Source organism: Streptomyces sp. NPDC052682 (genome assembly GCF_040678435.1).
Lineage (GTDB): Bacteria > Actinomycetota > Actinomycetes > Streptomycetales > Streptomycetaceae > Streptomyces.
Window position 1 is genome coordinate 136,741 of record NZ_JBFATS010000010.1, and the last position, 24,359, is coordinate 161,099.

Annotated in this window: 16 protein-coding genes and 1 pseudogene; 12 read left to right on the top strand and 5 right to left on the bottom strand. The window is 71.2% G+C overall.

Going from position 1 to position 24,359, the window contains the following annotated elements:
• Positions 1-8: 8 nt before the first annotated feature.
• Both AB0K80_RS17815 and AB0K80_RS17820 read right to left on the bottom strand, forming a co-directional pair.
• Complete coding sequence (locus AB0K80_RS17815) at positions 9-1,637, bottom strand: penicillin-binding transpeptidase domain-containing protein (RefSeq protein WP_365670554.1); 1,629 nt, start codon at positions 1,635-1,637, stop codon at positions 9-11.
• A gap of 109 nt (positions 1,638-1,746) precedes the next feature.
• Positions 1,747-3,495: a phospholipid carrier-dependent glycosyltransferase gene (locus AB0K80_RS17820; RefSeq protein WP_365670556.1), complete on the bottom strand. Its 1,749-nt coding sequence runs from the start codon at positions 3,493-3,495 to the stop codon at positions 1,747-1,749.
• A gap of 62 nt (positions 3,496-3,557) precedes the next feature.
• Here AB0K80_RS17820 and rsmI point away from each other — a divergent pair, with 62 nt between their 5' ends.
• The 12 genes from rsmI to AB0K80_RS17880 all read left to right on the top strand — a co-directional run bounded on the left by rsmI (position 3,558) and on the right by AB0K80_RS17880 (position 21,138).
• Complete coding sequence (gene rsmI, locus AB0K80_RS17825; RefSeq protein ID WP_365670558.1) at positions 3,558-4,406, top strand: 16S rRNA (cytidine(1402)-2'-O)-methyltransferase; 849 nt, start codon at positions 3,558-3,560, stop codon at positions 4,404-4,406.
• A gap of 204 nt (positions 4,407-4,610) precedes the next feature.
• Positions 4,611-5,051, top strand: coding sequence for a hypothetical protein (locus AB0K80_RS17830; protein WP_365670560.1), 441 nt, complete (start codon positions 4,611-4,613; stop codon positions 5,049-5,051).
• A gap of 104 nt (positions 5,052-5,155) precedes the next feature.
• Complete coding sequence (locus AB0K80_RS17835; RefSeq protein ID WP_365670562.1) at positions 5,156-6,046, top strand: TatD family hydrolase; 891 nt, start codon at positions 5,156-5,158, stop codon at positions 6,044-6,046.
• A gap of 131 nt (positions 6,047-6,177) precedes the next feature.
• Positions 6,178-7,551, top strand: coding sequence for a ubiquitin-like domain-containing protein (locus tag AB0K80_RS17840; RefSeq protein ID WP_365670564.1), 1,374 nt, complete (start codon positions 6,178-6,180; stop codon positions 7,549-7,551).
• Between the two features lie 109 nt (positions 7,552-7,660).
• A complete protein-coding gene (rsmA, locus tag AB0K80_RS17845; RefSeq protein ID WP_365670566.1) occupies positions 7,661-8,584 on the top strand; it encodes a 16S rRNA (adenine(1518)-N(6)/adenine(1519)-N(6))-dimethyltransferase RsmA in 924 nt (307 codons plus the stop codon).
• Positions 8,581-9,489 carry a 4-(cytidine 5'-diphospho)-2-C-methyl-D-erythritol kinase gene (locus AB0K80_RS17850; RefSeq protein ID WP_365670568.1) on the top strand — a complete coding sequence of 303 codons (909 nt, stop codon included), beginning with the start codon at positions 8,581-8,583 and terminating at the stop codon, positions 9,487-9,489. The genes rsmA and AB0K80_RS17850 overlap by 4 nt, the downstream gene beginning before the upstream one ends.
• 231 nt (positions 9,490-9,720) lie before the next feature.
• Positions 9,721-11,538, top strand: coding sequence for an ABC-F family ATP-binding cassette domain-containing protein (locus tag AB0K80_RS17855; protein ID WP_365670571.1), 1,818 nt, complete (start codon positions 9,721-9,723; stop codon positions 11,536-11,538).
• A 194-nt stretch (positions 11,539-11,732) separates the two neighbouring features.
• Positions 11,733-13,478, top strand: coding sequence for a PQQ-binding-like beta-propeller repeat protein (locus AB0K80_RS17860; RefSeq protein ID WP_365670572.1), 1,746 nt, complete (start codon positions 11,733-11,735; stop codon positions 13,476-13,478).
• Positions 13,479-13,544: 66 nt separating this feature from the next.
• The gene (locus tag AB0K80_RS17865) at positions 13,545-15,344 is read left to right on the top strand and encodes a PQQ-binding-like beta-propeller repeat protein (protein WP_365670574.1); all 1,800 of its coding nucleotides are present in this window, start codon (positions 13,545-13,547) and stop codon (positions 15,342-15,344) included.
• Positions 15,345-15,678: 334 nt separating this feature from the next.
• Entirely contained in the window at positions 15,679-16,359 is a 681-nt protein-coding gene (locus tag AB0K80_RS17870; RefSeq protein ID WP_365670576.1) for a response regulator transcription factor, read from the top strand.
• A gap of 565 nt (positions 16,360-16,924) precedes the next feature.
• Positions 16,925-20,653: a DNRLRE domain-containing protein gene (locus tag AB0K80_RS17875; RefSeq protein WP_365670577.1), complete on the top strand. Its 3,729-nt coding sequence runs from the start codon at positions 16,925-16,927 to the stop codon at positions 20,651-20,653.
• Entirely contained in the window at positions 20,653-21,138 is a 486-nt protein-coding gene (locus AB0K80_RS17880; RefSeq protein WP_365670579.1) for a hypothetical protein, read from the top strand. Before AB0K80_RS17875 ends, AB0K80_RS17880 begins: the two co-directional genes overlap by 1 nt.
• 69 nt (positions 21,139-21,207) lie before the next feature.
• Here the strand turns inward: AB0K80_RS17880 and AB0K80_RS17885 are convergent.
• The 3 genes and pseudogenes from AB0K80_RS17885 to AB0K80_RS17895 form a co-directional block, all read right to left on the bottom strand.
• Positions 21,208-21,339, bottom strand: a pseudogene (locus AB0K80_RS17885) (IS30 family transposase); the annotation flags it as partial.
• Between the two features lie 858 nt (positions 21,340-22,197).
• Positions 22,198-22,527, bottom strand: a complete 330-nt coding sequence (locus tag AB0K80_RS17890) for a hypothetical protein (protein WP_365670581.1) — start codon at positions 22,525-22,527, stop codon at positions 22,198-22,200.
• 26 nt (positions 22,528-22,553) lie between these two features.
• Positions 22,554-24,251, bottom strand: a complete 1,698-nt coding sequence (locus tag AB0K80_RS17895; protein WP_365670831.1) for a sodium:solute symporter family protein — start codon at positions 24,249-24,251, stop codon at positions 22,554-22,556.
• Positions 24,252-24,359 lie beyond the last annotated feature (108 nt).

Here is a 24,359-nt window from a genome sequence, read left to right on the forward strand (position 1 = left end):
GGAGGGAATCAGCCGCCCGCTTGTAGCACGGCTGCGACAATAGGACCGGCCGCGTCGCCGCCGTGGCCGCCCTTCTGCACCATGGCCGCCGCGGCGACATCGTTCCGGAACCCGGTGAACCAGCTGTCGGACACCGCCACCCCGTCGACCTCGGCGGAGCCGGTCTTGGCGCCGATGTCGCCGCCGAGCCCGGCCATGGCGCGCGCGGCGGTGCCCTGGGTCGCGGTGAGCCGCATCATCTGCTTCAGCTGGGCGGCGGTGCCGGCCGGCAGGCCCCTGGCCTGCGCCAGCCGCCGGTCGTCCAGCTTCGGCGACACCAGGTAGGGCTGGCGGAAGGTGCCGGTGATCGCGGTGGCCGTCACCGAGGCCATGTTCAGCGGGTTCATCTGCACCTGGCCCTGGCCGATGGCGTTCGCGGCGCGGTCCGGCCCGCTGACGGTGGGGACACTGCCGTCGAAGGACTCGATACCGGTCTTCCAGTCGCCGCGTCCGAGCCCGAACCGCTCCTCGGCCTCCTGGGTGAGGGAGGCGTCGGTCAGCGGCTTCTCGTCGATGAGCTTGATGAAGGCCGTGTTGCACGAGCGCAGGAAACTGTTGGCGAGACTGGCGTTTGGGTTGGGCTTCATGCCGGTCAGGTTCTTGAAGGTCTGGCCCTGCCACATGGCCTCGTCCGGGCAGGGCGCCGGGCCGTTCATGGTGGTCACGCCGTTGTCGATGAGCATCGCCGACGTGATGATCTTCATGACGGAGCCGGGGGCGACCTTGCCCTGGAACGCCGCGTTGAAGCCGTCGTCGCGGTGGTTGGCGACCGCCAGGATCCGCCCGGTGCTCGGCTCGACCGCCACCACGGAGGATTCGGCGTACTTCCGCACCGCCTTCTCGGCCGCCGCCTGCACTCGGGCGCTGAGGCTGGTCTCCAGCCTGCCGGGTCTGCCCTTGGCGAGGGTGAGCAGCGGGGTGTCGGCGCTCTGGTCGGCGTGCCGGATCGCCAGCTCGACCCCGGGGCTGCCGCCGGCCTCGTCGCCGTACTTCTCGCGCAGCGCGTCCAGGATCGGCCCGAGGGAGGGGTACTTCTCCTTGGTCAGCACGGTCCCGTCGCGGTCCACGGCCTCGATGGGCGGGCTGGCCGACTCGGCGGTGACCAGGGTGTCGCCCCGGCGCAGCTGCGGGTGGACGACGGTGGGCTGCCAGTCGACCAGGGCCCGCCCGGTGGTGAGCCCGCGCACGACGGTCAGCTCACTGCGGTACGACAGCGGCTCGGACTTCCCGTCGTACGACACCGTCGCCTTCACCGCGTACGGCACGCGGGTGCCGTGCGCCGCGCCGGGCGTGATCCGCACGTCGGTGAGGTGGGCCTCCTCGGCGTACGCCGTCAGCAGGGGCTCGGCCGCCGCGGCGTTGTTCGTCAGGGCCGCCGCCCGGGCCGCCTGCCCCTTCTCCCACGCCGCGAAGAACTTCGCCGTGGTGGCGCGGACCTCGTCGCCGCTGGGCGGCCCCGACTTCCTCTCCGCGGCGGCCCCGCCGGCTCCCCCGTCGCCGCTCAGCGCGTTCACGAAGGTGTAGCCGCCGTACCCGGCCGCCCCCACCATCACCGCGAACACACTGCCTATGACGGCGGCCTTGACCCCCTTGGCCATCTGCCTGCCCCTCCCCGTGTGTGGTTCTCGCACTGTAAGTGGCGCAAGGGAAGCGGGGAGGCGAGTTTCCGTCTGTTGACCGAACAGGGGATCGGGTAAAGGCGGCGGCTCAGACCCAGGTGTCGAGCCACATCCGCGCCCGCCAGTCGTCGATCGGGATCGCGGTGCCCGTGTAGATCGGCCAGAAGTAGACGAAGTTCCAGGCGATCAGCAGCACCAGGACGCCCGCGCCCGTCGCGCCCGCGACCCGGCGGGTGTCGGTGGAGCGGGGCGGGCCGATGACCGCGCCGAGCAGCATCGCCACCGCCAGGCACAGGAAGGGCAGGAAGACGACGGCGTAGAAGTAGAAGATCGTGCGCTCCTGGTACAGGAACCACGGCAGGTAGCCGGCGGCGATGCCGCAGGCGATGGCGCCCGCGCGCCAGTCGCGGCGGAAGAGCCAGCGCCACAGCACGTACAGCAGCGCGAAGCAGGCCACCCACCACAGCAGGGGCGTGCCGATCGCCAGCACCTCACGGGCGCACTTCTCGCCCGCGTCGACCGGGCAGCCGTCCTTGCCGGGCGCGGGCGACTCGTAGAAGTACGACACCGGGCGGCCGGCGACGATCCAGCTCCACGGGTTGGACTGGTACGTGTGCGGCGAGGACAGGCCGACGTGGAACTCGTACACCTGGTGCTCGTAGTGCCACAGGCTGCGCAGCCAGTCGGGCAGGAAGGTCCAGTTGCCGCCCTTGCCGTCGGTCGCGGCCCAGTTGCGCAGGTAGCCGCCGGTGCCGTCGGTGGGGGAGAGGATCCAGCCGGTCCAGGAGGCGAGGTAGGTGACGAGCGCCACCGGGACCGTCGCCAGGAAGGCGAGCCCGGTGTCGAGCCGGAGGACGGCGGCGTACGGGTGCCGGGCCCCGGCGACCTTGCGGGAGCCGGCGTCCCACAGCACCGCCATGACGCAGAAGGCGGCCAGGACGTACAGGCCGTTCCACTTCGTGCCGATGGCCAGGCCCAGCATCAGGCCCGCCGCCCAGCGCCACGGACGCAGGCCGAGGCGGGTGGTGTCCGCGGTGTGCGCGTCGGGGCGGACCCGGCCGTCGGCGTCCGCCGGGAGCGCGGCGGCGAGCCTCGCGCGCGCCCGGTCCCGGTCGATGAGCAGGCAGCCGAACGCCGCCAGCACGAAGAACATCAGCACGCCGTCGAGCAGCGCGGTGCGGCTCATCACGAAGTGCAGCCCGTCCACCGCCATCAGCGCGCCCGCCAGGCAGCCGAGGAAGGTGGAGCGGAACAGGCGGCGGCCGATCCGGCACAGCATCAGCACGGACGCCGTCCCGAGCAGGGCCGTCATGAACCGCCAGCCGAACGGGTCGAACCCGAACAGCAGCTCGCCGAGCCCGATGACGTACTTGCCGACCGGGGGATGCACCACGTACGAGGCGTCCGTCGGGATGGGCACGTGCCCGTTCGTGGCCAGGATCAGGTCGTTGGCCTTCTTGTCCCAGTTGACCTCGAAGCCGCGGTGGACCAGCCCCCAGGCGTCCTTGGCGTAGTACGTCTCGTCGAATATCACCGCCTTCGGGCTGCCCAGGTTCCAGAACCTGAGCACCCCGGCCAGCAGCGTGACGAGCAGCGGTCCGCCCCAGGCCGACCAGCGCGTGACCCGGTCCGCGAGGGTGGGCGGCACGCCGAGCACCGCCCACAGCCGCCCGCTGGGCCGGGTGTACGACGGCACCAGCCGCTCCCGGACATCGCTGGTGGGGCCCGCCTCGTAGCCGAAACGGCGCAGCCGCTGCTGCCAGGCGGGCCGCTGCTCGTGCGGCGCCTGGCCCTGCCGGGTGTCCGTGGAGTCCATGGACGACGCTGTACTGGTCACCGCGCCATCGTAGGGAACCCGTCTGTGCGAGTCCCGTGGATGCGCCCTGCGAGGATGGAAACGTGACTGGAACCCTTGTTTTGGCAGGCACTCCCATCGGCGACCTCGCGGACGCCCCGCCCCGGCTCGCCGAGGAGCTGGCGGGCGCGGACGTGGTCGCCGCCGAGGACACCCGGCGGCTGCGGCGCCTCACCCAGGCGCTGGGGGTCACGCCCCAAGGGCGTGTCGTGTCGTACTTCGAGGGCAACGAGTCCGCCCGCACGCCCGAGCTGGTCGCGGAACTCGTCGGCGGCGCGCGCGTGCTGCTGGTGACCGACGCGGGCATGCCGTCCGTGTCCGACCCCGGGTACCGGCTGGTCGCGGCGGCCGTCGAGAAGGACATCCGGGTCACCGCCGTGCCCGGGCCGTCCGCCGTGCTGACCGCGCTCGCGCTGTCCGGGCTGCCCGTGGACCGCTTCTGCTTCGAGGGGTTCCTGCCGAGGAAGGCGGGGGAGCGGCTGTCCCGGCTGCGGGAGGTGGCCGGGGAACGCAGGACGCTGGTGTACTTCGAGGCGCCGCACCGCCTCGACGACACCCTCGCCGCGATGGCCGAGGTGTTCGGCGCCGAGCGGCGCGCGGCCGTGTGCCGGGAGCTGACCAAGACGTACGAGGAGGTCCGGCGCGGCCCGCTGGGCGAGCTCGCCGCGTGGGCGGCCGAGGGCGTGCGCGGGGAGATCACCGTCGTCGTCGAGGGGGCGCCGGAGCGGGGGCCCGAGGAGGTCGACGCCGCCGAGCTGGCGCGCCGGGTCCGGGTGCGCGAGGAGGCCGGGGAGCGGCGCAAGGAGGCCATCGCGGCGGTGGCGGCTCAGGCGGGGGTTGCGAAGCGGGAGGTGTTCGACGCGGTCGTCGCCGCGAAGAACGCCGGCGCCTGAGACCCGGCGCACATGCCCTGTGAGCAGGGCGCTTGCCGGATGAGCGGGCGCCCCATGCACGGGCAAAGCCGCCCGGGCCCTGGGGCAAGGAACGCCCAAATCGCCGCCAACACTCGACAGGTCGGCTGTCGTCGCGTCATCGGAGGAGTCCACTGGGGAACGGGACACGCAAACCGTTCCCTCCAGCGGACACCAGGAGCCGGCATGAGCGAGACCGCAGAGCCGATCGGCCTTCGCAACGGTGCGACCGCCGTCGTCAACGAGTCGTACTCCTTCGCTTGCATGCGCTGCGGGCACGGCTGGGAGCAGTCGTACGAGATAGAGCACCACACGGACGCCCAGGGCCACGAGTTCGTCCTGTACGTGGCGGACGGCGCGATCGTGCCGTCGCCGCTGAGCCGCCCCACGTGTCAGAACTGCGAAGGCCACGTCGTGCGGATCATGCGGGCGGGCCAGGTCTCCTCGGCCCGGCACGCCGAGCACCGGCACCACCGGGTGCCGCCCGCCGGACCGGTGGTCGCGCCGAGGACGGCCGCGGAGGACCGGGCCGGCACCCCGGCCGGAGCAGGGGCCGAAGGGGACCGGGAGCACCACCACTGGCACCTGTCCGACCTGCTGCACCCGTTCCAGCGCAGGGCGAGCTGAGACTGCCGGCACCTCCCCGCCGGCGCCCTCCCCGGAACCTCCCCTGCCGGGGAGGGCACCCCCTCGTCCGGGACGGTTCGCAGGACGGTTCGTAGGATCGGGGCATGCCTGCGAACCCCTCCGACACCCCCGGCAAGACCGCGGCCCCGCCGCTCCCGGAACCCCTGCGGGTACCGGTCGCCGACTCCCACACGCACCTCGACATGCAGTCCGACACCGTCGAGGAGGGCCTCGCCAAGGCCGCGTCGGTCGGTGTCACCACGGTCGTACAGGTCGGCTGCGACCTGAAGGGCTCCCGCTGGGCGGCCGAGACGGCGGCGGCGTACGACGCCGTCCACGCCACCGTCGCCCTGCACCCGAACGAGGCACCCCGCATCGTGCACGGCGACCCCGACGGCTGGTCACGGCAGGGGGCCCGCCGGCCGGGCGGTGACGCCGCGCTGGACGAGGCGCTCGCCGAGATCGACCGGCTGGCCGGGCTGCCGCAGGTCAAGGGCGTCGGCGAGACCGGGCTCGACTACTTCCGCACCGGGCCGGAGGGCAAGGCGGCGCAGGAGAGGTCCTTCCGCGCCCACATCGAGATCGCCAAGCGGCACGGCAAGACCCTGGTCATCCACGACCGTGACGCCCACGCGGACGTGCTGCGCGTGCTGAAGGAGGAGGGCGCCCCCGAGCGCACCGTCTTCCACTGCTACTCCGGGGACGCGGAGATGGCGCGGATCTGCGCGAGTGCCGGGTACTTCATGTCGTTCGCCGGCAACGTCACCTTCAAGAACGCCCAGAACCTGCGGGACGCGCTCGCCGTGGCCCCGCTGGAACTCGTCCTGGTCGAGACGGACGCCCCCTTCCTCACGCCGGTGCCCTACCGCGGACGGCCCAACGCCCCGTACCTCGTCCCGGTCACCGTGCGCGCGATGGCCGCCGTGCGCGGCATCGACGAGGACACGATGGCCGCCGCCCTCGCGGCCAACACGGCCCGCGCGTTCGGTTACTGACGGTCGCCCACGGACGCACGCCGCACGACTGTGCGTAGCCGAGTCGCTTTGGAGAGTGACGACCGCTCCGCTAGGTTCTGGGGGCCCGATCCGGACCCCTGGACCCCCTCCGTCCCCTGGAGCGTGTCGGCGTGAGCAACTCCCCGTACGAGACCTACGAGACGTACGTGCCGTATCCGTCGTACGGCACTCCTGGCGACGACCCGTACGACCCGTACGACGACCTGTACGACGCCGGCCCGTACGACGGCCCGTACGAGGACACCTACCGGCCCGCCTACGAGGTGCCCGAGCCCGCGCTGCCCCGGCAGGGGGCACCCGCAGCGCGGGCGCGGGAAGCCGCTCCCGGTGTGCGGTCCGTCCTGGGCCGGCGGGGCGCGCGGCGGCGAAAGGCCCGGTACGCGGAGCGCGCGGACGGTTCCCTGCGCCGCCTGCTGCCGCAGGCGCTGGTGGTGGCGTTCCTGGCGGGCGGCACCACCGCGTTCGTCGCCGAGGACAAGGCGATCGAGCTGAGCGTCGACGGCCGGCAGCGCACGCTGCACACCTTCGCCGACGACGTGGGCGAACTCCTCGCCGAGGAGGGCGTCGAGACCGGCGCGCACGACGTGGTGGCCCCCGCCCCCGGCACGGAGCTGACCGACGGCGACGAGGTCGCGGTGCGCTACGGGCGTCCCGTACGGCTCACCCTCGACGGCCGGCCGCGCCAGGTGTGGACGACGGCGCGCACGGTCGAGGGGGCGCTGCGGCAGCTGGGGGTGCGCGCGGACGGCGCGTACCTGTCCGTCTCGCGCGCGCAGCGGATCGGGCGCGCGGGGCTCGCCCTGGACGTGCGCACCGAGCGCACCGTGACGGTCCTGGCCGACGGCCGTGCCCGGACCGTCCGCACCAACGCGGCGACCGTCCGGGAGGCCGTCGAGGAGGCCGGCATCACCCTGCGCGGCCAGGACACCACGTCCGTCCCGCCCGGCAGTTTCCCGCGCGAGGGGCAGACCATCACCGTGCTGCGGATCACCGGCGGCCAGGAGGTCCGCGAGGAGGCGATCCCCTTCCCGGTACGCCGGACCGAGGACCCCACCCTCTTCCGGGGCACCGAGGTCGTCGACCAGGCGGGCCGCGCCGGCCTGCGCCGCACCACCTACGCCCTGCGCACCGTCAACGGTGTCCGGCAAAAACCCCGCCGCCTGCGCACCGAGGTGGTCCGGGAACCGAGCCCCCGGCTGGTGCGGGTCGGCACGCAACCCCGGCCCGCCTCCGTGCGGGGCGCCGACCACCTGAACTGGCAGGGCCTGGCGGCCTGCGAGTCGGGCGGCCGCCCCGACGCGGTGGACCCCTCGGGCACGTACGGCGGCCTGTACCAGTTCGACACCCCCACCTGGCACCGCCTCGGCGGCCAGGGCCGCCCGCAGGACGCCCCGGCGGCGGAACAGACCTACCGGGCGAAGAAGCTCTACGTCCGCGAGGGCGCCGCCCCCTGGCCCCACTGCGGCCGGCGGCTCCACGGGTGAACGGCTCCGGGCGGCGCCGCCCAGGGCGGTGCCCAGCGGTACGCCGGGTGCCGTGACGCCGGGCGACCGGGCGGAGGACCCCGGCACGGGCCCCCGTACCCTAGACCCCGTGACCAGCCCCGCCCCCGACGCCCTCCTGGGCCCCGCCGACATCCGCGAGCTGGCGGCAGCCCTCGGCGTCCGCCCCACCAAACAACGCGGCCAGAACTTCGTGATCGACGCGAACACGGTCCGCCGTATCGTCCGCACCGCCGACGTCCGCCCCGAGGACGTGGTCGTCGAGGTCGGCCCGGGGCTCGGCTCGCTCACCCTCGCCCTGCTGGAGGTCGCCGCCCACGTCACGGCGGTGGAGATCGACGACACCCTCGCCGCCGCCCTCCCGGCGACCATCGCCGCCCGCATGCCGGAGCGCGCCGGCCGTTTCTCGCTGGTCCACTCGGACGCGATGCACGTCACCGAGCTCCCCGGTCCGGCCCCGACCGCGCTGGTCGCCAACCTGCCCTACAACGTGGCCGTCCCGGTCCTGCTCCACATGCTCGACACCTTCCCGGGCATCCAACGCACCCTCGTCATGGTGCAGTCGGAGGTCGCCGACCGCCTCGCCGCCGCGCCCGGCTCCAAGGTGTACGGCGTCCCCTCGGTCAAGGCCAACTGGTACGCCGAGGTGAAGCGGGCCGGTGCCATCGGCCGCAACGTGTTCTGGCCGGCGCCCAACGTCGACAGCGGACTGGTGTCCCTGACCCGCCGTGCCGAGCCGATCAAGACCACCGCCTCCAAGCGGGAGGTGTTCGCCGTCGTCGACGCGGCCTTCGCCCAGCGCCGCAAGACGCTGCGGGCCGCGCTCGCCGGGTGGGCGGGTTCGGCCGCCGCCGCCGAGGCGGCCCTCGTCGCCGCCGGGGTGTCCCCGCAGGCGCGCGGCGAGTCCCTCACCGTCGAGGAGTTCGCCCGCATCGCCGAGCACAAGGCCGCGCACGCCGAGCACGAGGCCGCCGGCGCCGCGCACGCCGAGCACGAGGAGCCGGGTCAGCAGTGAGCGTCACCGTCCGCGTCCCCGCCAAGGTCAACGTCCAGCTCGCGGTCGGCCCCGCCCGCCCCGACGGCTACCACGACCTCGCCAACGTCTTCCTCGCCGTCGGCCTGTACGACGAGGTCACCGTCACCCCGGCCGACGACCTCCGCGTCACCTGCGAGGGCCCGGACGCCGGCCAGGTCCCCCTGGACCGTACGAACCTGGCCGCCCGTGCGGCCGAGGCGCTCGCCGCGCGGTACGGCCGCAGCCCCGCCGTCCACCTCCACATCGCCAAGGACATCCCCGTCGCCGGCGGCATGGCGGGCGGCAGCGCGGACGGCGCGGGCGCCCTGCTGGCCTGCGACACGCTGTGGGGCACCGGCGCCTCCCGCGAAGAACTCCTCGACATCTGCGCCGAGTTGGGCAGCGACGTGCCGTTCAGCCTGGTCGGCGGGGCGGCCCTGGGCACGGGGCGGGGTGAGCAGCTCCAGCCGCTGGAGGTCGGCGGCACCTTCCACTGGGTGTTCGCGATGGCCGGCCGCGGGCTGTCCACCCCGGCCGTCTTCCGGGAGTTCGACCGGCTCGGCGAAGGCACCGGCATCCCCGCCCCCGTCGCCTCCCGCGATCTCCTCGACGCCCTCGCCAAGGGCGATCCGGACGCGCTCGCCGCCACCGTCTCCAACGACCTGCAGCCCGCGGCCCTGTCGCTCTTCCCGGAACTGGCGGACACCCTCGCGGCCGGCCGCGCCGCCGGAGCCCTCACGGCGCTGGTGTCCGGCTCCGGTCCCACCACCGCGTTCCTCGCCCGGGACGCGCAGTCGGCGGCGACGGTGGCGCAGGCCCTGGCGGCGTCGGGCACCTGCCGTGCGGTGCGCACCGCGACCGGGCCGGCGCCGGGCGCCACGGTCGTCCACGTCGCCCACGCGTGAACGTCCTTCGCCCGCCCCTGACCCACACCGGTCCCACGGACGCCGCCAAGGACGTCACCACCGTCAGCGCCCACCGCGACTGGCTACAGACGGACTGCCCGGGGTAGGACCATGTACGGCCTGCTCACCGAGATCCGCGCGGCAGCGTCCCGCTGACCTGCGGCGGGACCGGACGGCCTCCCGGCGCCCGTTACGCTGGGAGGCTGACCCAACCCCCTGCGCAGGAGAGAAATGGCCGTCAACCTGGTCAATGTCGAGAACGTCAGCAAGGTGTACGGCACCCGTGCCCTGCTCGACGGCGTCTCGCTCGGCGTCTCCGAAGGAGACCGCATCGGGGTCGTCGGCCGGAACGGGGACGGCAAGACCACCCTGATCCGGATGCTGGCCAGGCTGGAGGAGGCCGACTCCGGGCGCGTCACGCACTCCGGCGGGCTGCGCCTGGGCGTGCTCACCCAGCACGACTCCCTCGACCCCGCCGCCACCGTCCGCCACGAGGTCATCGGCGACATGGCCGACCACGAGTGGGCCGGCAACGCCAAGATCCGGGACGTGCTGACCGGCCTGTTCGGCGGGCTCGACCTGCCCGGCTTCCCCAAGGGCCTCGACACGGTCATCGGTCCGCTGTCCGGTGGTGAGCGGCGCCGCATCGCGCTGGCCAAGCTGCTCATCGAGGAGCAGGACCTGATCGTCCTGGACGAGCCGACCAACCACCTCGACGTCGAGGGCATCGCCTGGCTCGCCGCCCATCTGCAGGCCCGGCGCTCGGCGCTGGTGTGCGTCACCCACGACCGGTGGTTCCTCGACCAGGTCTGCACCCGCATGTGGGACGTGCAGCGCGGCACCGTCCACGAGTACGAGGGCGGCTACTCCGACTACGTCTTCGCCCGCGCCGAGCGCGAGCGCATCGCCGCGACCGAGGAGGCCAAGCGGCAGAACCTGGTCCGCAAGGAGCTTGCCTGGCTGCGGCGCGGGGCGCCCGCCCGGACCTCCAAGCCGCGCTTCCGCGTCGAGGCCGCCAACGAGCTGATCGCCGACGTGCCGCCGCCCCGGGACAGCAGCGAGCTGATGAAGTTCGCCTCCTCCCGGCTCGGCAAGACCGTCTTCGACCTGGAGGACGTGACCGTCCAGGCCGGGCCGAAGGTGCTGCTCAAGCACCTCACCTGGCAGCTCGGCCCCGGCGACCGCATCGGCCTGGTCGGCGTCAACGGCGCGGGCAAGACCTCCCTGCTGCGGGCGCTCGCCGACGCCGCCTGCAGCGGGGGCGAACAGCAGCCCGCGGGCGGGCACATCCGGGTCGGCCGGACCGTCAAGCTCGCCTACCTCTCCCAGGAGGTCGCCGAACTCGACCCCACCTGGCGGGTGCTGGAGGCGGTGCAGCGGGTGCGCGAGCGCGTCGACCTCGGCAAGGGACGCGAGATGACCGCCGGGCAGCTGTGCGAGACGTTCGGCTTCGGCAAGGAGAAGCAGTGGACGCCCGTCGGGGACCTCTCCGGCGGTGAGCGGCGCAGGCTCCAGCTGCTGCGGCTGCTCATGGACGAGCCCAACGTCCTCTTCCTCGACGAGCCCACCAACGACCTGGACATCGAGACCCTCACCCAGCTGGAGGACCTCCTCGACGGCTGGCCCGGTTCGATGATCGTCATCTCCCACGACCGGTTCTTCATCGAGCGCACCACGGACCGGGTCTTCGCGCTGCTCGGCGACGGCACCCTGCGGATGCTGCCGCGCGGCATCGACGAGTACCTCGAGCGGCGCCGGCGCATGGAGGAGGCCGCGGCCGCCTCGGCCCCCGCGCCCGCCGCGGACCGGCCCGCCGCGGACCGGCCCGAGAAGAGCGCCGCCGACCAGCGCGCCGCCAAGAAGGAACTCCAGAAGATCGAGCGGCAGTTGGACAAGATCTCCGAGCGGGAGACCACGCTGCACGCGCAGATCGCCGAGCACGCCACCGACTTCGCGAAGGTGGCGGAACTGGACGCGGAGCTGCGCGCGTTGGCCGGTCAGCGGGAGGAACTGGAGCTGCGCTGGCTGGAACTCGCCGAGGACGCGTGAAGGGGGTGTGAAGCCCCATAACAGTGGCGTCACGGGCCGGTCCTCCCTTGGGAACAGGGGCAGAACCGGCCCGGTCCGCTGTCGGTGCCGGGTGATAGAAAGAGCCGTCCGAGACATGTCCGAGGACGACTCCGGGTGATGAAGCTCCTCCGGGCGTGGCGAGAAATCAGTGATGTGAACGGGGGAGGCCGCTGATGAGTCAGCCGCCGGGTCAGCCACCGCAGGGTGGCTTCGGAGCACCGCAGGACCAGCCACCGCAGGGCGGCGGTTTCGGAGCACCGCAGACTCCGCCGCCCCCGCAGGGACCGCCCCAGACGCCTCCGCCCCCGCAGCCGGGCTACGGCTACCCGCAGCAGCCGGGCCCGTACGCCCAGCCGGGCCCGTACACCCAGCCGGGCCCCTACGGGCAGCCCCCGCAGCCCGGCCCGTACGGGCCGCAGCCCGGCTACGGCTTCCCGCCGCAGCCGCAGTACCCTTGGGCGCCCGGCACCCCGCCCCGCTCCGGAAACGTCTTCACGCGCAAGCCCGCCCTGGCCGTCGGCGCGGCCGTCGCGGCGCTGCTCGTCATCGGCGGCACCGCGTGGGCCGTCATCGGCGCCTCCGACAGCGGCAAGGGCAGCAAGAAGCCCGTGGCGCAGCACAGCGACGACGCCAAGCCCGACGCTTCCGGCTCCCCGGTCAACCCCGGCGACGGCTCCGGCGACGGCGGCGAGGACCCCGACAACCTCAACGAGGGCCGCCGGCCCGGCGAGGCCAGGGTGCTCTGGTACAAGTCGGCACCCGACGCGCCCGGTTCGGGCGCGGACGCCCCCGGCATGTGGATCACCGACAAGACGGCGGTGAAGGCCGCGTACAAGCAGCTCCTCGCCTACCGCGTCGGCGACGGCACGCCCGCCTGGGACCCGATCACCTTCCCGCAGAAGATCTGCGCGACCACCCCGCAGAAGACGGCCGACAACAAGATCGTCGTCGCGTACATGAGCGGCAGCAGCAGCCGCGCCGAGTGCAACCAGCTCCAGGAGGTCGACCTCGACACCGGCGACAAGGGCTGGAAGGGCGAGGTCGCCGACGGCGAGCTGTTCGACTCCACGCTCTCCGTCGAGCTGTCCGTCACCGGCGACACGCTGATGGTGGGCCGCTCCCAGTCGGGCACGGCGTACGACGTCACCAGCGGCAAGAAGCTGTTCGACAAGAAGCGGTACGGCGACGCCTGCTTCCCGGCCGCCTTCGCGGGCGGCGAGAAGCTGGTCCAGGTCGCCTCCTGCGGTGCCGGCGGCAGCAACGAGCACGACGAGATCCAGGAGCTCGACCCGAAGACCGGCAAGGTGCGGTGGACCCAGAAGTTCGACAAGGGCTGGCGGGTCGCGCGCACGTACTCCGTCGACCCGCTGGTGGTCTACAGCACCAACGAGGACAAGAAGGCCTGGAACATCTCCACCTTCACCTCCGGCGGCAAGTTCCGCTCCCAGGTCGGCTTCGACGAGGACTTCGCCCCCGAGTGCGGCTGGGCCATCCTCGAACGCGACCTGACGGGCTGCCAGGGCGTGGCCGTCGACGCGGACACCCTGTACCTGCCGACCGAGGCCACCACCGGCGCCAACGAGATCGTCGCCGTCAACCTTGCCAACGGCAAGGAGAAGTGGCGCGTGAAGTCCCCCGCGGACGAGTCGATGCTGCCCGTCAGGATCGAGGGCGGCAAGCTCATCGCGTACGTGGAGCCGTCGTACGACGCGGGCGGCCAGGTCGTGGCCATCCCGGTCTCCGGCAGCGACCACAAGCCGGTCAAGCTGCTGCAGAACCCGCAGAGCGCCGCCGACGTCGAGAACGGCTTCTTCTCCAAGGACTTCGACTGGGCCGGCGGACGCTTCTACCTCTCGACGACCCGGCTGAATGGGAACGACGACGCCAAGGAGAAGCTGATGCTCGCCTACGGCAAGTGAGCCCGCGGCACCCGACCTTCCCGCCCGCCGCCCGCCGTCCGTCCCCGTCCGCGAGGTACCCACGTCATGACCCAGCCGCCCCCACCGCCGAACCAGCCGCCGCAGGGCGGAGGTTTCGGCCCGCCCCAGAACCAGCCGCCGCAGCAGCCGGGGTACGGCTACCCGCAGGCACCGCAGACGCCTCCGGCCGCTCCCCCCACCCCGCCTGCGCCGGGGTACGGCTACCCGCACCCGGCACCCCAGGCCCCCCAGCCGCCGCAGACCCCGCCCTACGGCTACCCCGGCCAGCAGCCCGGTCCGTACGGCCAGCAGCCGTACGGCCAGCAGCCGTACGGCCAGCCCTACGGTCAGCCCGGCTACGGCCATCCGCAGCCGACCATGCCGCTCCAGCCGCAGCCGGGGCCGCCGGCCGGCGGGCGGAAGGTCAACGCGCAGCTGGCCATCATCGTCGCGGCCGTGGTGGCGATCGCGCTGATCGTCGGCGGCGGCGTCTGGTACGCCTCCAGCAAGGACGACGGCAAGAAGGACGACACGGCGAGCTCCAGCGGCGGCACCGGCGGCGGTGACGACAAGAGCGGCGGCACCGGGGGGACGACCTCCGGCGGCACCGAGAAGGCGCCCGCCGACCCGGCCGCCAAGGTCCTCTTCCAGGTGCCGATGCCGGCCGTGAAGAAGGAGATCCGGTCGGTCGTCGTCTCCGGCTCGTGGCTCACCGACAAGGCCTACGTCAAGAGCGGCGTCGCCGAGATCACCGGCTACGACCCCGTCAAGGGCACCAAGCTCTGGACCATCCCGCTGCCCGGCCCGGTCTGCACGGCCAGCCGCCAGATGACCGCCGACCACAAGACGGCCATCGTCTTCCAGCCCGCCATGCCGACCAAGGCGGAACCCGCGCACGGCTGCAGCCAGGTCGCGGCGATCGACCTGGACGCGGGCAGGAAACTGTGGACGAAGAAGGTCAAGGACGGCGACCAGCCGGCCACCTTCGACAACGTCACGGTCAGCGGGACCACCATCGCCCTCGGCGGCACCGGCGGCGGCGCGGCCTTCGACGTCTCCGGCAAGGCCCTGTGGGCCCCCAAGCCGAGCGACACCTGCTACGACGCCGGCTACGGCGGCGGCCCAAAGCTGGTGGCGGTGCGCAAGTGCGGCACGTACGGCCAGCGGCAGCTGCACATCCAGACCATCAACCCGAAGAACGGGACGGTGATCTCCGAGTACAAGATGGCGCAGGGCATCGAGTACGCCAGCATCGTCTCCACCGACCCGCTGGTCGTGGCCGCCGACGTCGGCGACAGCGCGGGCGACGGCAGCGGCATCTCGGACTACTTCTCCCTCGACAACAAGACCGGCAAGCTGCGCGCCCGCATCTCCGCGCCGGGCGAGGAGTTCGGGGGCCGCTGCGACCGCGTCTACCGGATCGAGAACTGCACCCAGCTCGCGGTCGGCAACGACCGGCTGTACGTGCCGACCGAGGAGCACGAGGGCACCGGCAAGTACAGCAGGACCAACGAGATCGTCGCCTTCGACCTGGCCACCGGCAAGCAGACCGGCCAGCGGGCGGACGCGGGCGACGGCTACGTGATCTCGCCGCTGCGCATGGACGGCGGCAACCTGCTGGCGTACAAGCGCCCGCCGTACGACAAGGGCGGCCAGGTGGTCAGCATCGACGGCGGCAGCTTCAAGGCGAGCACCCTGCTGGAGAACCCGGCCACGGACTCGGTGCGGGACGTGGAGACCAGCATGCTGCCGGACTACTCGGAGCTGCTGTTCGGCAAGGGCCGGCTGTACATGTCGCAGGTGTACGCGTCCCAGTCGGCCACCGGCGACAAGGAGTACCTGGCGGTCGCCTTCGGCACGGGGTGACCGAACGCGCCCCGCGTCGTTGATCGGTTCGGCTTCGTTGACGGCCCCGCCCCTGAACAGGGGCGGGGCCGTGCACGTACCGCTCATCACCCTCGCATGCGCGCGAATACCGGAAATGTCGGCGATCCGGGACGATTCTCACCGGTAGGGGAAGCGCAACGTCGAACAAGCGTGTAGCTTCCGGGGGCATGAAGAGCGGGGGAGCCGGGAGGGGGCTTCTGTCCGCACGGACCAGTGGGCGTGTGGGGGCGGCCGTCGGGACCCGTGGGGCATCCACGGGCCCGCACGGGGGAGCATCGGTGAGGGTCCACTGGGGGGACTGGGGGGTTGCTCGATGGGAGTGCGGCTCATGGTGGTCGACGACCACCGACTGCTGGCCGAGGCGTTGGCCTCGGCGTTGAAACTGCGCGGGCACCGGGTGCTGGCCGCGGCGGCGCCGGCCGCCGGGGCGGCGGACCTGGTGATCAGCCGGGCGCCCGAGGTGTGCCTGCTGGGGACGGCCACACCGGCGGAGCCCGGGGCGTTCGACCCGGTCGTGAAGATCAAGAGGGAGCGGCCGCAGGTGGCGGTGCTCGTGCTCGGCCCGGTGCCGAACCCCCGGGGCATCGCGGCGGCCTTCGCGGCCGGGGCATCCGGTTACGTCCGGCACGACGAGCGGATCGAGGGCGTCGAGCGGGCGATCATGAAGGCCCGGGCGGGCGAGGCGGCGGTGGCGCCCGCGCTGCTGCAGGGGGCCTTCAGCGAGCTGCTGAACCCCGCCGCCGAGCCGGACGACGAGGGCCAGCGCCTGCTGCAGATGCTCACGCCCCGGGAGGTGGAGGTGCTGGTGCGGGTCGCCGAGGGCGAGGACACCCGGGCGATCGCCGCGGGGATGGGCATCGCCCCCTCCACCGCCCGCACCCACGTCCAGCGCGTCCTGATGAAACTCGGCGTCGGCTCCCGCCTGGAGGCAGCGGCCCTGGCCGCCCGCACGGGCCTGCTGGACCGGGCAGGCAAGCTGCCGCGGGACCCGTAGCGGCTGCGGCTTGAGACTTGCCCCGGCCCCCTCCCGACACGTCCCCTTCCCGCCGCGCGCCTCGGGGGCACGGGCAGCTCCCGCCTGAGGGCAGCGGCCCTGGCCGCGTGCATGGGTCTCGGTTGGCTTCGCAACCACGAGCTACCAAGAGGCCCTGTCTTCATGCCCACAACCACGTGACAGGCCGCGACGGCCGGCTGCGCAAGGCGATCCGAGTCAGCGGCAACTCCCAAAGCGCAAGGGGCGGCGCGGTCTCCCCGTGCTGTGCGCCAATGGGAAGCTCCGCTGTGTGGTTTCTCTCACTGTCTCGACAGCCTCGGTACTCCTTGTGAAGACTCCTTGTCTTTCTATGAGTTGGGTGGGGGGAATGGTGAAGGGGTTTTTCAAACCTGGGAGTTCGAGGACTCTCGGGATCAGCGCATGCCTGCTGGTCGGCTTGCTGGCCGTGGAACTCGGTGCTCCCGCACATCCCGCTGGTACCACGGGATCCGCTGACACATCGCTGACGGCGTCGGGGTCCGGCAGCGACGACGCGGAGGTAGGCGCGGCTCGCATCCGTGCTGCGATGCTCGGCGAGAGGGTTGAAGTCCCCTCCCTGCGCACGGAGAGTTCGACCGTCTACGTCAACCCCGACGGTTCGGTGACCGAGGAGTCGTCCACCGGGCCGATCAGGGTCAAGGACGAGAAGGGTGCGTGGCGGGATGTGGACACCACGCTCGTCTTGCGTGACGGCGTTGTCCAGCCCAAGCACGCCGCGGCGGACATCAGGATCTCCGCCGGCGGCTCCGGCCCTCTCGCTCAGGTGAGTGAGGGCAGTCAGAGCCTGGGCATCGGCTGGGACGGTGAGCTCCCCCAACCGGTCCTCCAGGGCAACACCGCAACGTACGAGGACGTCCAGCCGGGCGCCGATCTGGTGGTGTCCGCGCTGCCAGAGGGCTTCTCGCACGTCCTGGTGCTCAAGGAGCGGCCGACGGAGCAGGTGGAGCTGCGCATACCCGTGGCGGCCGAGGGCGTCAAGCTCCGTCAGGCCAGTGATGAGCGACTGCTCTGGGAGGGCAAGGACGGCAGGGACGTCGCCACCGCACCCGTTCCCGTCATGTGGGGAGCGGAGGAGCACGCTGGTTCGCGTGAACCGGAGGACGTCTCCGATGTCGCCGTGACGGTGGAGGGCAGAGGGGACCAGCAGACTCTGGTGCTCAAGCCGGCCAAGTCGTTCCTCGAGGATCCCGGCGTGCAGTATCCGGTGACGGTGGACCCGACCAACACCTTGCTCGGCCCGCTCACGGACACATGGGTGCAGGACGCGGCGTATCCGTCGTCCCAGCGCGGCTCCACCGAGCTGAAGGCCGGCACGTACGACGGGAAGGAGAAGGCGCGCTCCTACCTCAAGTTCAGTACGGATCGGTTCAGTGGTAAGCGGATTCTCGATGCCGATCTGCGTCTGTTCTCCTACTGGTCGTCGTCTTGTTCGACGGATAACGCCGGAGTCCAGGTCCGGCGAGTGACCTCTGACTGGGATCCCTCGGCGATCTCCTGGTCGGCCCAGCCGAGCACCACGACCACGGCGGCGCCGGTGTCGAAGGCGGCGAAGGGCTACAGCGCGAGCTGCCCGGCCGGTCACGTGTCGTGGGATGTCGCGGGCATCGTTCAGGCGTGGGCGGACGGTCAGCCCAACTACGGGGTGCGTCTGGCGGCCGTCGACGAGACCGATCCGCTCACTTGGCGGCGCTACCGGTCCGCCAACTACGTCGACGGCTCGCACGACTCCGCGACGGAGCCTTCGCTGATCGTCACCTACAACGCGGCGCCGGCCGTGCCCGCGCAGCTGGGTGTCACCCCACGCAAGGCAGGGACCCCCCTGACGGTCGGTTCGCTCACGCCGACCCTCCAGGCGAAGGTCGACGACAGCGATGCTGGGTCTGCGTTGATCACCGAGTTCCAGGTGCAGCCTGATCCCGCGTACGCCGACACCACGTACACGTGGACGGGAAAGACGGTGGAGTTCACGCCGGGCACTGTGGCCACGACCCAGATCCCGACCGCCTCCGCGGTGCCGGACGGCAGCCATCTGAGAGTACGGGCACGCACCAGTGACGGTATCGATACGTCGGCGTGGTCCGGCTGGACGACGTTCCTCGTCGATGCGAGCGCCGTGCAGCCCGCCGACCTGCCCAGGCAGCTTCAGGCCGGAGCGACCGACACCGCCTCCCCGGTGGTGACCGGTGTGGTCAGTTCACCCAACGGCGGCATGATTGAGGCTCAGTTCCGGCTTGGCAACGCGAGTGGGACCCAGCTCCTGGGCACTCAGATCGTGCCCAACGGCGAACGGGTCGGTTTCCAGATCCCCGCCGACAAGCTCACTGCGTCAGGCCCTTTCGACTGGTCGATGAGGGCCTGTTTCGAGGGCAAGTGCTCCGCATGGACGGCGAGGACGGCGATTTCCGCGGGGTCCGGCACGCCGCCCGACGAGACGGCCGCGGCCGTGTCCGTGAGCGTTCCGCTCACCAAGGCCACCGTCTGCACCGACACGGCCGACTGCGTCGGTGAAACGGGAACGGCACTGAAGGTCGGAAGCATCTCCGGCAAGAACTGGCGAAGCTATCTGAAGGCCGATCTGTCGAAGATCCCCGCCGGGGCCCGCATCACCAATGCAACACTGCAACTCCAGTCGACCGCGACCACACCAGACCTCGCGGTGCACGCGCTCAACGCCGCCTGGGCTACCAGCGGGACCGGAGCGGAGCTGGACAGTGCCACCGCTCCAGGCGTCAATCTGGATGCCACCGCACCCTGGAAGATCGACGTCACCGGCCTGGTCACCGGGTGGACCGACGGCGCGAACGCCAACCACGGCCTCGTCCTGCGCAGGGCGCAGGGCGGGGCTGGCACGGCAGGCATCAGCTTCACCTCGGCCGCACTCACCATTGAGTACGGGCCGGCCACGCCGCCGTCACCGCCCAGGGACCTGCAGGCCCAGCCGGGCGACCAGGGGGCGCTGGTCACATGGAACGCGAGCCGGGACAGCGGCTACAGCGACACGGAGCTCACCTACGAGGTGACCGCGATCGACTCCTCCGGTGGCGTGGCGGCCACTCGCAGCACGAGCGGCACGGACGCCGTGATCACCGGTCTCAGCAACGACGCTCCCTACACGTTCCGGGTCAAGGCATCGAGCCCGTACGGCACCAGCACGGCCGTCACCAGCAATGCCGCCACTCCTGTGAAGGCCCCGCTGAGCATCGCCACTTACACCGCGGCGCTCAACGAGTACCTTGGGGTCGTCGCCGCTCTGACCACGGGTGCGCACAACACCGCCGGTGCCGCGACGCAGGGCAAGCCGCATGCTTCGAAGTACTCCTGGTTGCTGAACGCTGAGGAGTTCTGGCTGCTCGACACCCGTGAAGCCCTGAAGGCAGACGGACTCGTCTACACGGCCATGACGTCGACACTGTCAGACGTTCTGGTCATGCCCTCCTCCGACGGATCGGTGGCCGTCCGGGCCACCGTGAACGAGCAGCGGACGCTCGCCGACAGCCCCGAGGAACCGGAGACCAACGAAACGGCCCTCCTCTACACCTTCTCCGGGCAGGACGCGCCCGTACTGCGCGGCAAGCTCAACGCGCAGCAGTACGAGCAGCGCCTGTCCAAGGGAGACGATGCCTTCGGAACCGTGACGTACGGCAGCGTGGAGAGCGACATCTCGCCCACCGCGCTCACGCGACAGGTCCCTGACAGCCCCGCCGCACTCGGCCTGGAAACGGTGCAGTACGAGACCTTCGGCAGCATCAGCCGCAGCGGCACCGCCGAGTGGGCGAAGAAGCACTGGAACGACCGGCACGAGTACAGCCAAGACTGCACCAACTTCGTGTCCAAGGCGCTGTATCACGGCGGCGGCATGCGCATGAAGGGCGTGGGCAAGGACAAGAAGAGCACAAACTACTGGTGGCGTACCAAGCACTCGTCGCCACCACACTCCGGCGGGGGGTTCTACTATCTGTGGTCCCACACGTGGACTGTCGCCGACAAGATGGAGACCTTCCTCTCCAAGCACAGCGCCGGCATCGTGAACACCGAGTCCAAACAAAAAGAGGCCAAGGTCGGTGACGTGGTCTTCTTCAACTGGGGCGGCAAGGGAGGCTGGGACCACGCGGGCGTCGTCACCAAGATGAAGAACGGCAAGGCATACGTGAGCGCCCACAACAACAACCGTCTGAACCAGCGTCTCGACACCTACATCAACAGCCAGAGGGGAACGTGGGCGAACATCCACCGAGTCATCCCGGAGTGGTACTGATGCCCAGGACAGCGAAAGCGCGGTGGCTCATCGCCGTAGTCGTCGTCCTGTGCGTGGTCGTGGGCGCCCTGGTCTGGTGGTCGAAGCGCGATCAGGCACCGTACGCCTTGCGGGACACCCCCGAGGTGCACCTGACGGTGCGGGCCGCCACGTCCGCCTATCCACAGGCCGAGGAGGTCGCCCGCGAGGCCGAACTGGTTCTCGAGGTCTACGTCCAGCGCCTTCAGGCCGGTGACGCCGAGAACCTGGCTGACATCGGTGCTCCGTGGTACACAGGCAGGGAAGCAGCCGCCCGGAGTCTGATCTCCAAGTTCGGCGCCCAGGCCGGTCATCCAGTGGAGGCCGTGGTCGCGGACCCCGTCACACCAGGCCTGGCAAGTGTCGAACTCCGCTTCGAAAACGAAAGCCGTCAGACACTCGACCTCACCCGCGACAACGGAGTGTGGTGGCTGGCCATCGGGAACGGCGACCCGGTGAAACCGTAGACACCGCGCGCTCTTGTGCCCGCCCATCCGGCGCTTTCCAGGGGCGGTCGCAACACGTGGTCGTGTGGATCAGGCCGCGAGCAGTTCATGCAGGCGCTCGGCTGGGGTTGCCCAGCCGAGCGTTGTGCGTGGGCGGTGGTTGAGCCGGTCGGTGACGGCGGTCAGGTGCTCCAGGGTGTGGACCGAGATGCCGGTTCCCCGTCGGCGACCAGGTGGCGCCGTCGTCCTGGCTGGCGAACAGGTCGCTCCCGGCACTGCGGCAGAGGGCGTGAAGGCATGGTGACCAGGCTGGCCATTTGCGGCCGCCGTCCCGGGTAACCCACAGGTTGCCAGGTTCAATCCGCCGAACGCCGAGTACGCGGTGTCCATTTCGTCGCGCCTGCCAGGCGCTCTGCGTCCAGGGCAGGCGCCAGTTGCGGGCGCGCTCGTCGGCGTCGCTTTCCTGCGGGCGCGGTTCAGACCCAAGCGGCAGGCCGAGCGCCGTCAGCCGTGCTGCACCACCCGGACGGTGATGATCACGGAGCAGCCGAGTCGGACTGCCCGACCATCGACACGGAAACCTGCGGCACCAGGGGCCTCCTGTAGCCCTACGGACCCACGAGCTGTTCAGGAGGCCCCGTCTTCAACCCAGGCCACGGCAGATCACCCAACCGGGAATCCGCGTTCGACCGCCAAGGCTCAGGTCGAAAAGACAACAGCTTCTTACGGGTGGTGTGCGCGGCGCGGCAGCTGCTGCGGGCGGACACCCCCGACGCGTCCCCTTCCCGTCGCGCTGCCTCGGGGGCGCGGTGGCGCACGCCGCGGGCAGCTCCCACCTGAGGGCAGCGGCCCTGGCCTGCCGGAACGGCTGTGGCTGGGGGTGCACCCCCAGGCGCGGGGCGGGTCCGGCCGGGGGGACCGTCCTGGGGCCCCGCAGGTATTCACGGGTGTGCGCGCCTCGCCGGGGCGTGTGGCGCAAGCCGTAGGCATGCGGGCCGCCCGGGGCGGCACGGGTGGGCGTGGGCGGCACCCCGTTGTGCCGGGTTGGGTGCCCACCCGTGCCTCGGCGGCAGCCCGGCCTCACTCTCCCCGCTGCTCCCCAGGCACGGCGTCCGGTGGCGGCGGAGCCGTGGGCCTCAGCTTCAGCCAGGCCAGGAAGAACAGGCCCAGCGCCAGCATCCCCAGCCCGGTCCAGAGGTTGATGTTGACGCCCTCCGCCTTGTCGATCTGGGCATCCGACGCCGTCAGCCCCGCGATCGTGACGATCACGCCGTACACCACGAACAGCCCACCGATGATCCGCCGGATGTCGAACAGCCGCGCGGCCGTGGCCGACTTGCCCTGCAGTTCGGTGACTTCCCGCTGGACGTCCTTCTCGGAGTATCCGGAGTACCCGGAGTGTTCGGACATGGCTTCTCAACTCCCAGTCGGCAAGGTCAGAACGAGAACGGGATGTAGCAGAGCGCGGCCAGCGCCACCGCGCCCCAGCCCAGCAGCGCCGGCTTCCGGTACCACGCGTCGTCCCCGACGGCGGGCGGCTCCGCCATGCCCGGGGACCGCGTCCCGTACACCAGCCCCTGCAGCTCCTCCACCGGCTTGGGCTTGGTGAACAGCGACACCGCCACCATGACCACCGCGCCGGCGACGAACCCGGCGATCGCGGAGACGAAGTTCGCCCCCTGGTCGGAGGGAATGTCGATCATGCCCTCCTTGTAGATGACGAAGTAGTTGACCATCGCGGCGGTGGTGCCGGCGATCAGGCCCCAGAAGCCGGACTTCATCGAGGCCCGCTTCCAGAACATGCCGATGATGAACACCACGAACATCGGCACGTTGAAGAAGGAGAACAGCGTCTGGAGGTAGCTCATGATGTTGGAGAAGGACGACGCCAGGAACGCCGTGCCGATCGAGGCCAGCACGCCGATCGCCGTGATCACGCGGCCGAACCGCACGTAGTAGTCGTCCTCGCGGTCCTTCACCACGTACTTCGCCCAGATGTCGGTGGTGAACACCGTGTTGAAGGAGGAGACGTTGGCCGCCATGCCGGCCATGAAGGCGGCGAGCAGACCCGTCACCGCGATGCCGAGCACCCCGTTGGGCAGCAGCTGCTCCATCAGGTAGGGGATCGCGTCGTTGTACTGCAGGTCCGACCCGGCCGTGCCGATCTTCGGGACCAGGACGGCCGCCACCAGGCCGGGGATCATCACCAGGAAGACGATGAAGATCTTCGGGAACGCGGCGATGAGCGGGGTGCGCTGCGCCGCCGAGAGGTTCTTCGCCGACAGGGCGCGCTGCACCTCGGCGAAGTTGGTCGTCCAGTAGCCGAAGGAGAGCACGAACCCGAGCCCGAGGACGATCGTCAGCCAGTTGGCGCCCAGCGGGTTCGGGCTGCCGATGCCGGTGCCGCCCCAGGCGGTCAGGAAGTCGCCGCCGTGGCTCTTGGTCAGTGAGTCGGACAGGCCGTCCCAGCCGCCGACCTTCTTCAGTCCCAGGACGGCGATGGGGATGAGGGCCGCCAGGATGACGAAGAACTGCAGCACCTCGTTGTAGATCGCCGAGGACAGGCCGCCCAGGGTGATGTAGGCCAGCACGAAGAATCCGGCGACCACGATGGCCACCCACTCCGGCCAGCCCAGCAGCGCCTCGACGACGATCGCCAGGGCGTAGAGGTTGACGCCCGCGATGAGGATCGCGGCGAAGGCGAACAGCACCGAGCTGAGCAGGTGCGCCGCCTTGTCGAAGCGCAGCAGCAGGAACTCCGGCACCGAACGCACTTTGGAGCCGTAGTAGAAGGGCATCATCACCAGGCCGAGGAAGACCATGGCCGGGATGGCGCCGATCCAGTACCAGTGGGTGGTGTAGACGCCGTACTGCGCGCTGTTGGCGGCCATGCCGAGGATCTCGGTCGCGCCGAGGTTCGCCGCGATGAACGCCAGGCCGGTGACCCAGGCGGGCAGGGAGCGTCCGGAGAGGAAGAAGTCGAGGCTGGTCTTCACCGAGCGCCGGGCGGCGAACCCGATGCCCAGCACGACGGCGAAGTACAGGGCGAGGATCGTGTAGTCGAGCCAGTTGGTGGGCAGGCGCAGCTCGGCTGCCAGATATGGGGGATTTGAGAGGGTCGTGGGGGTCTGCATCATCTCTCGCTTCGTCGCGCGAACTGATCCGTAGCGGAACTCATGCCTCGGCACTCCGCGCTTGAACACGCAAGGTGATGCTCTTTGTTTGATTGTGATGTTGACTGG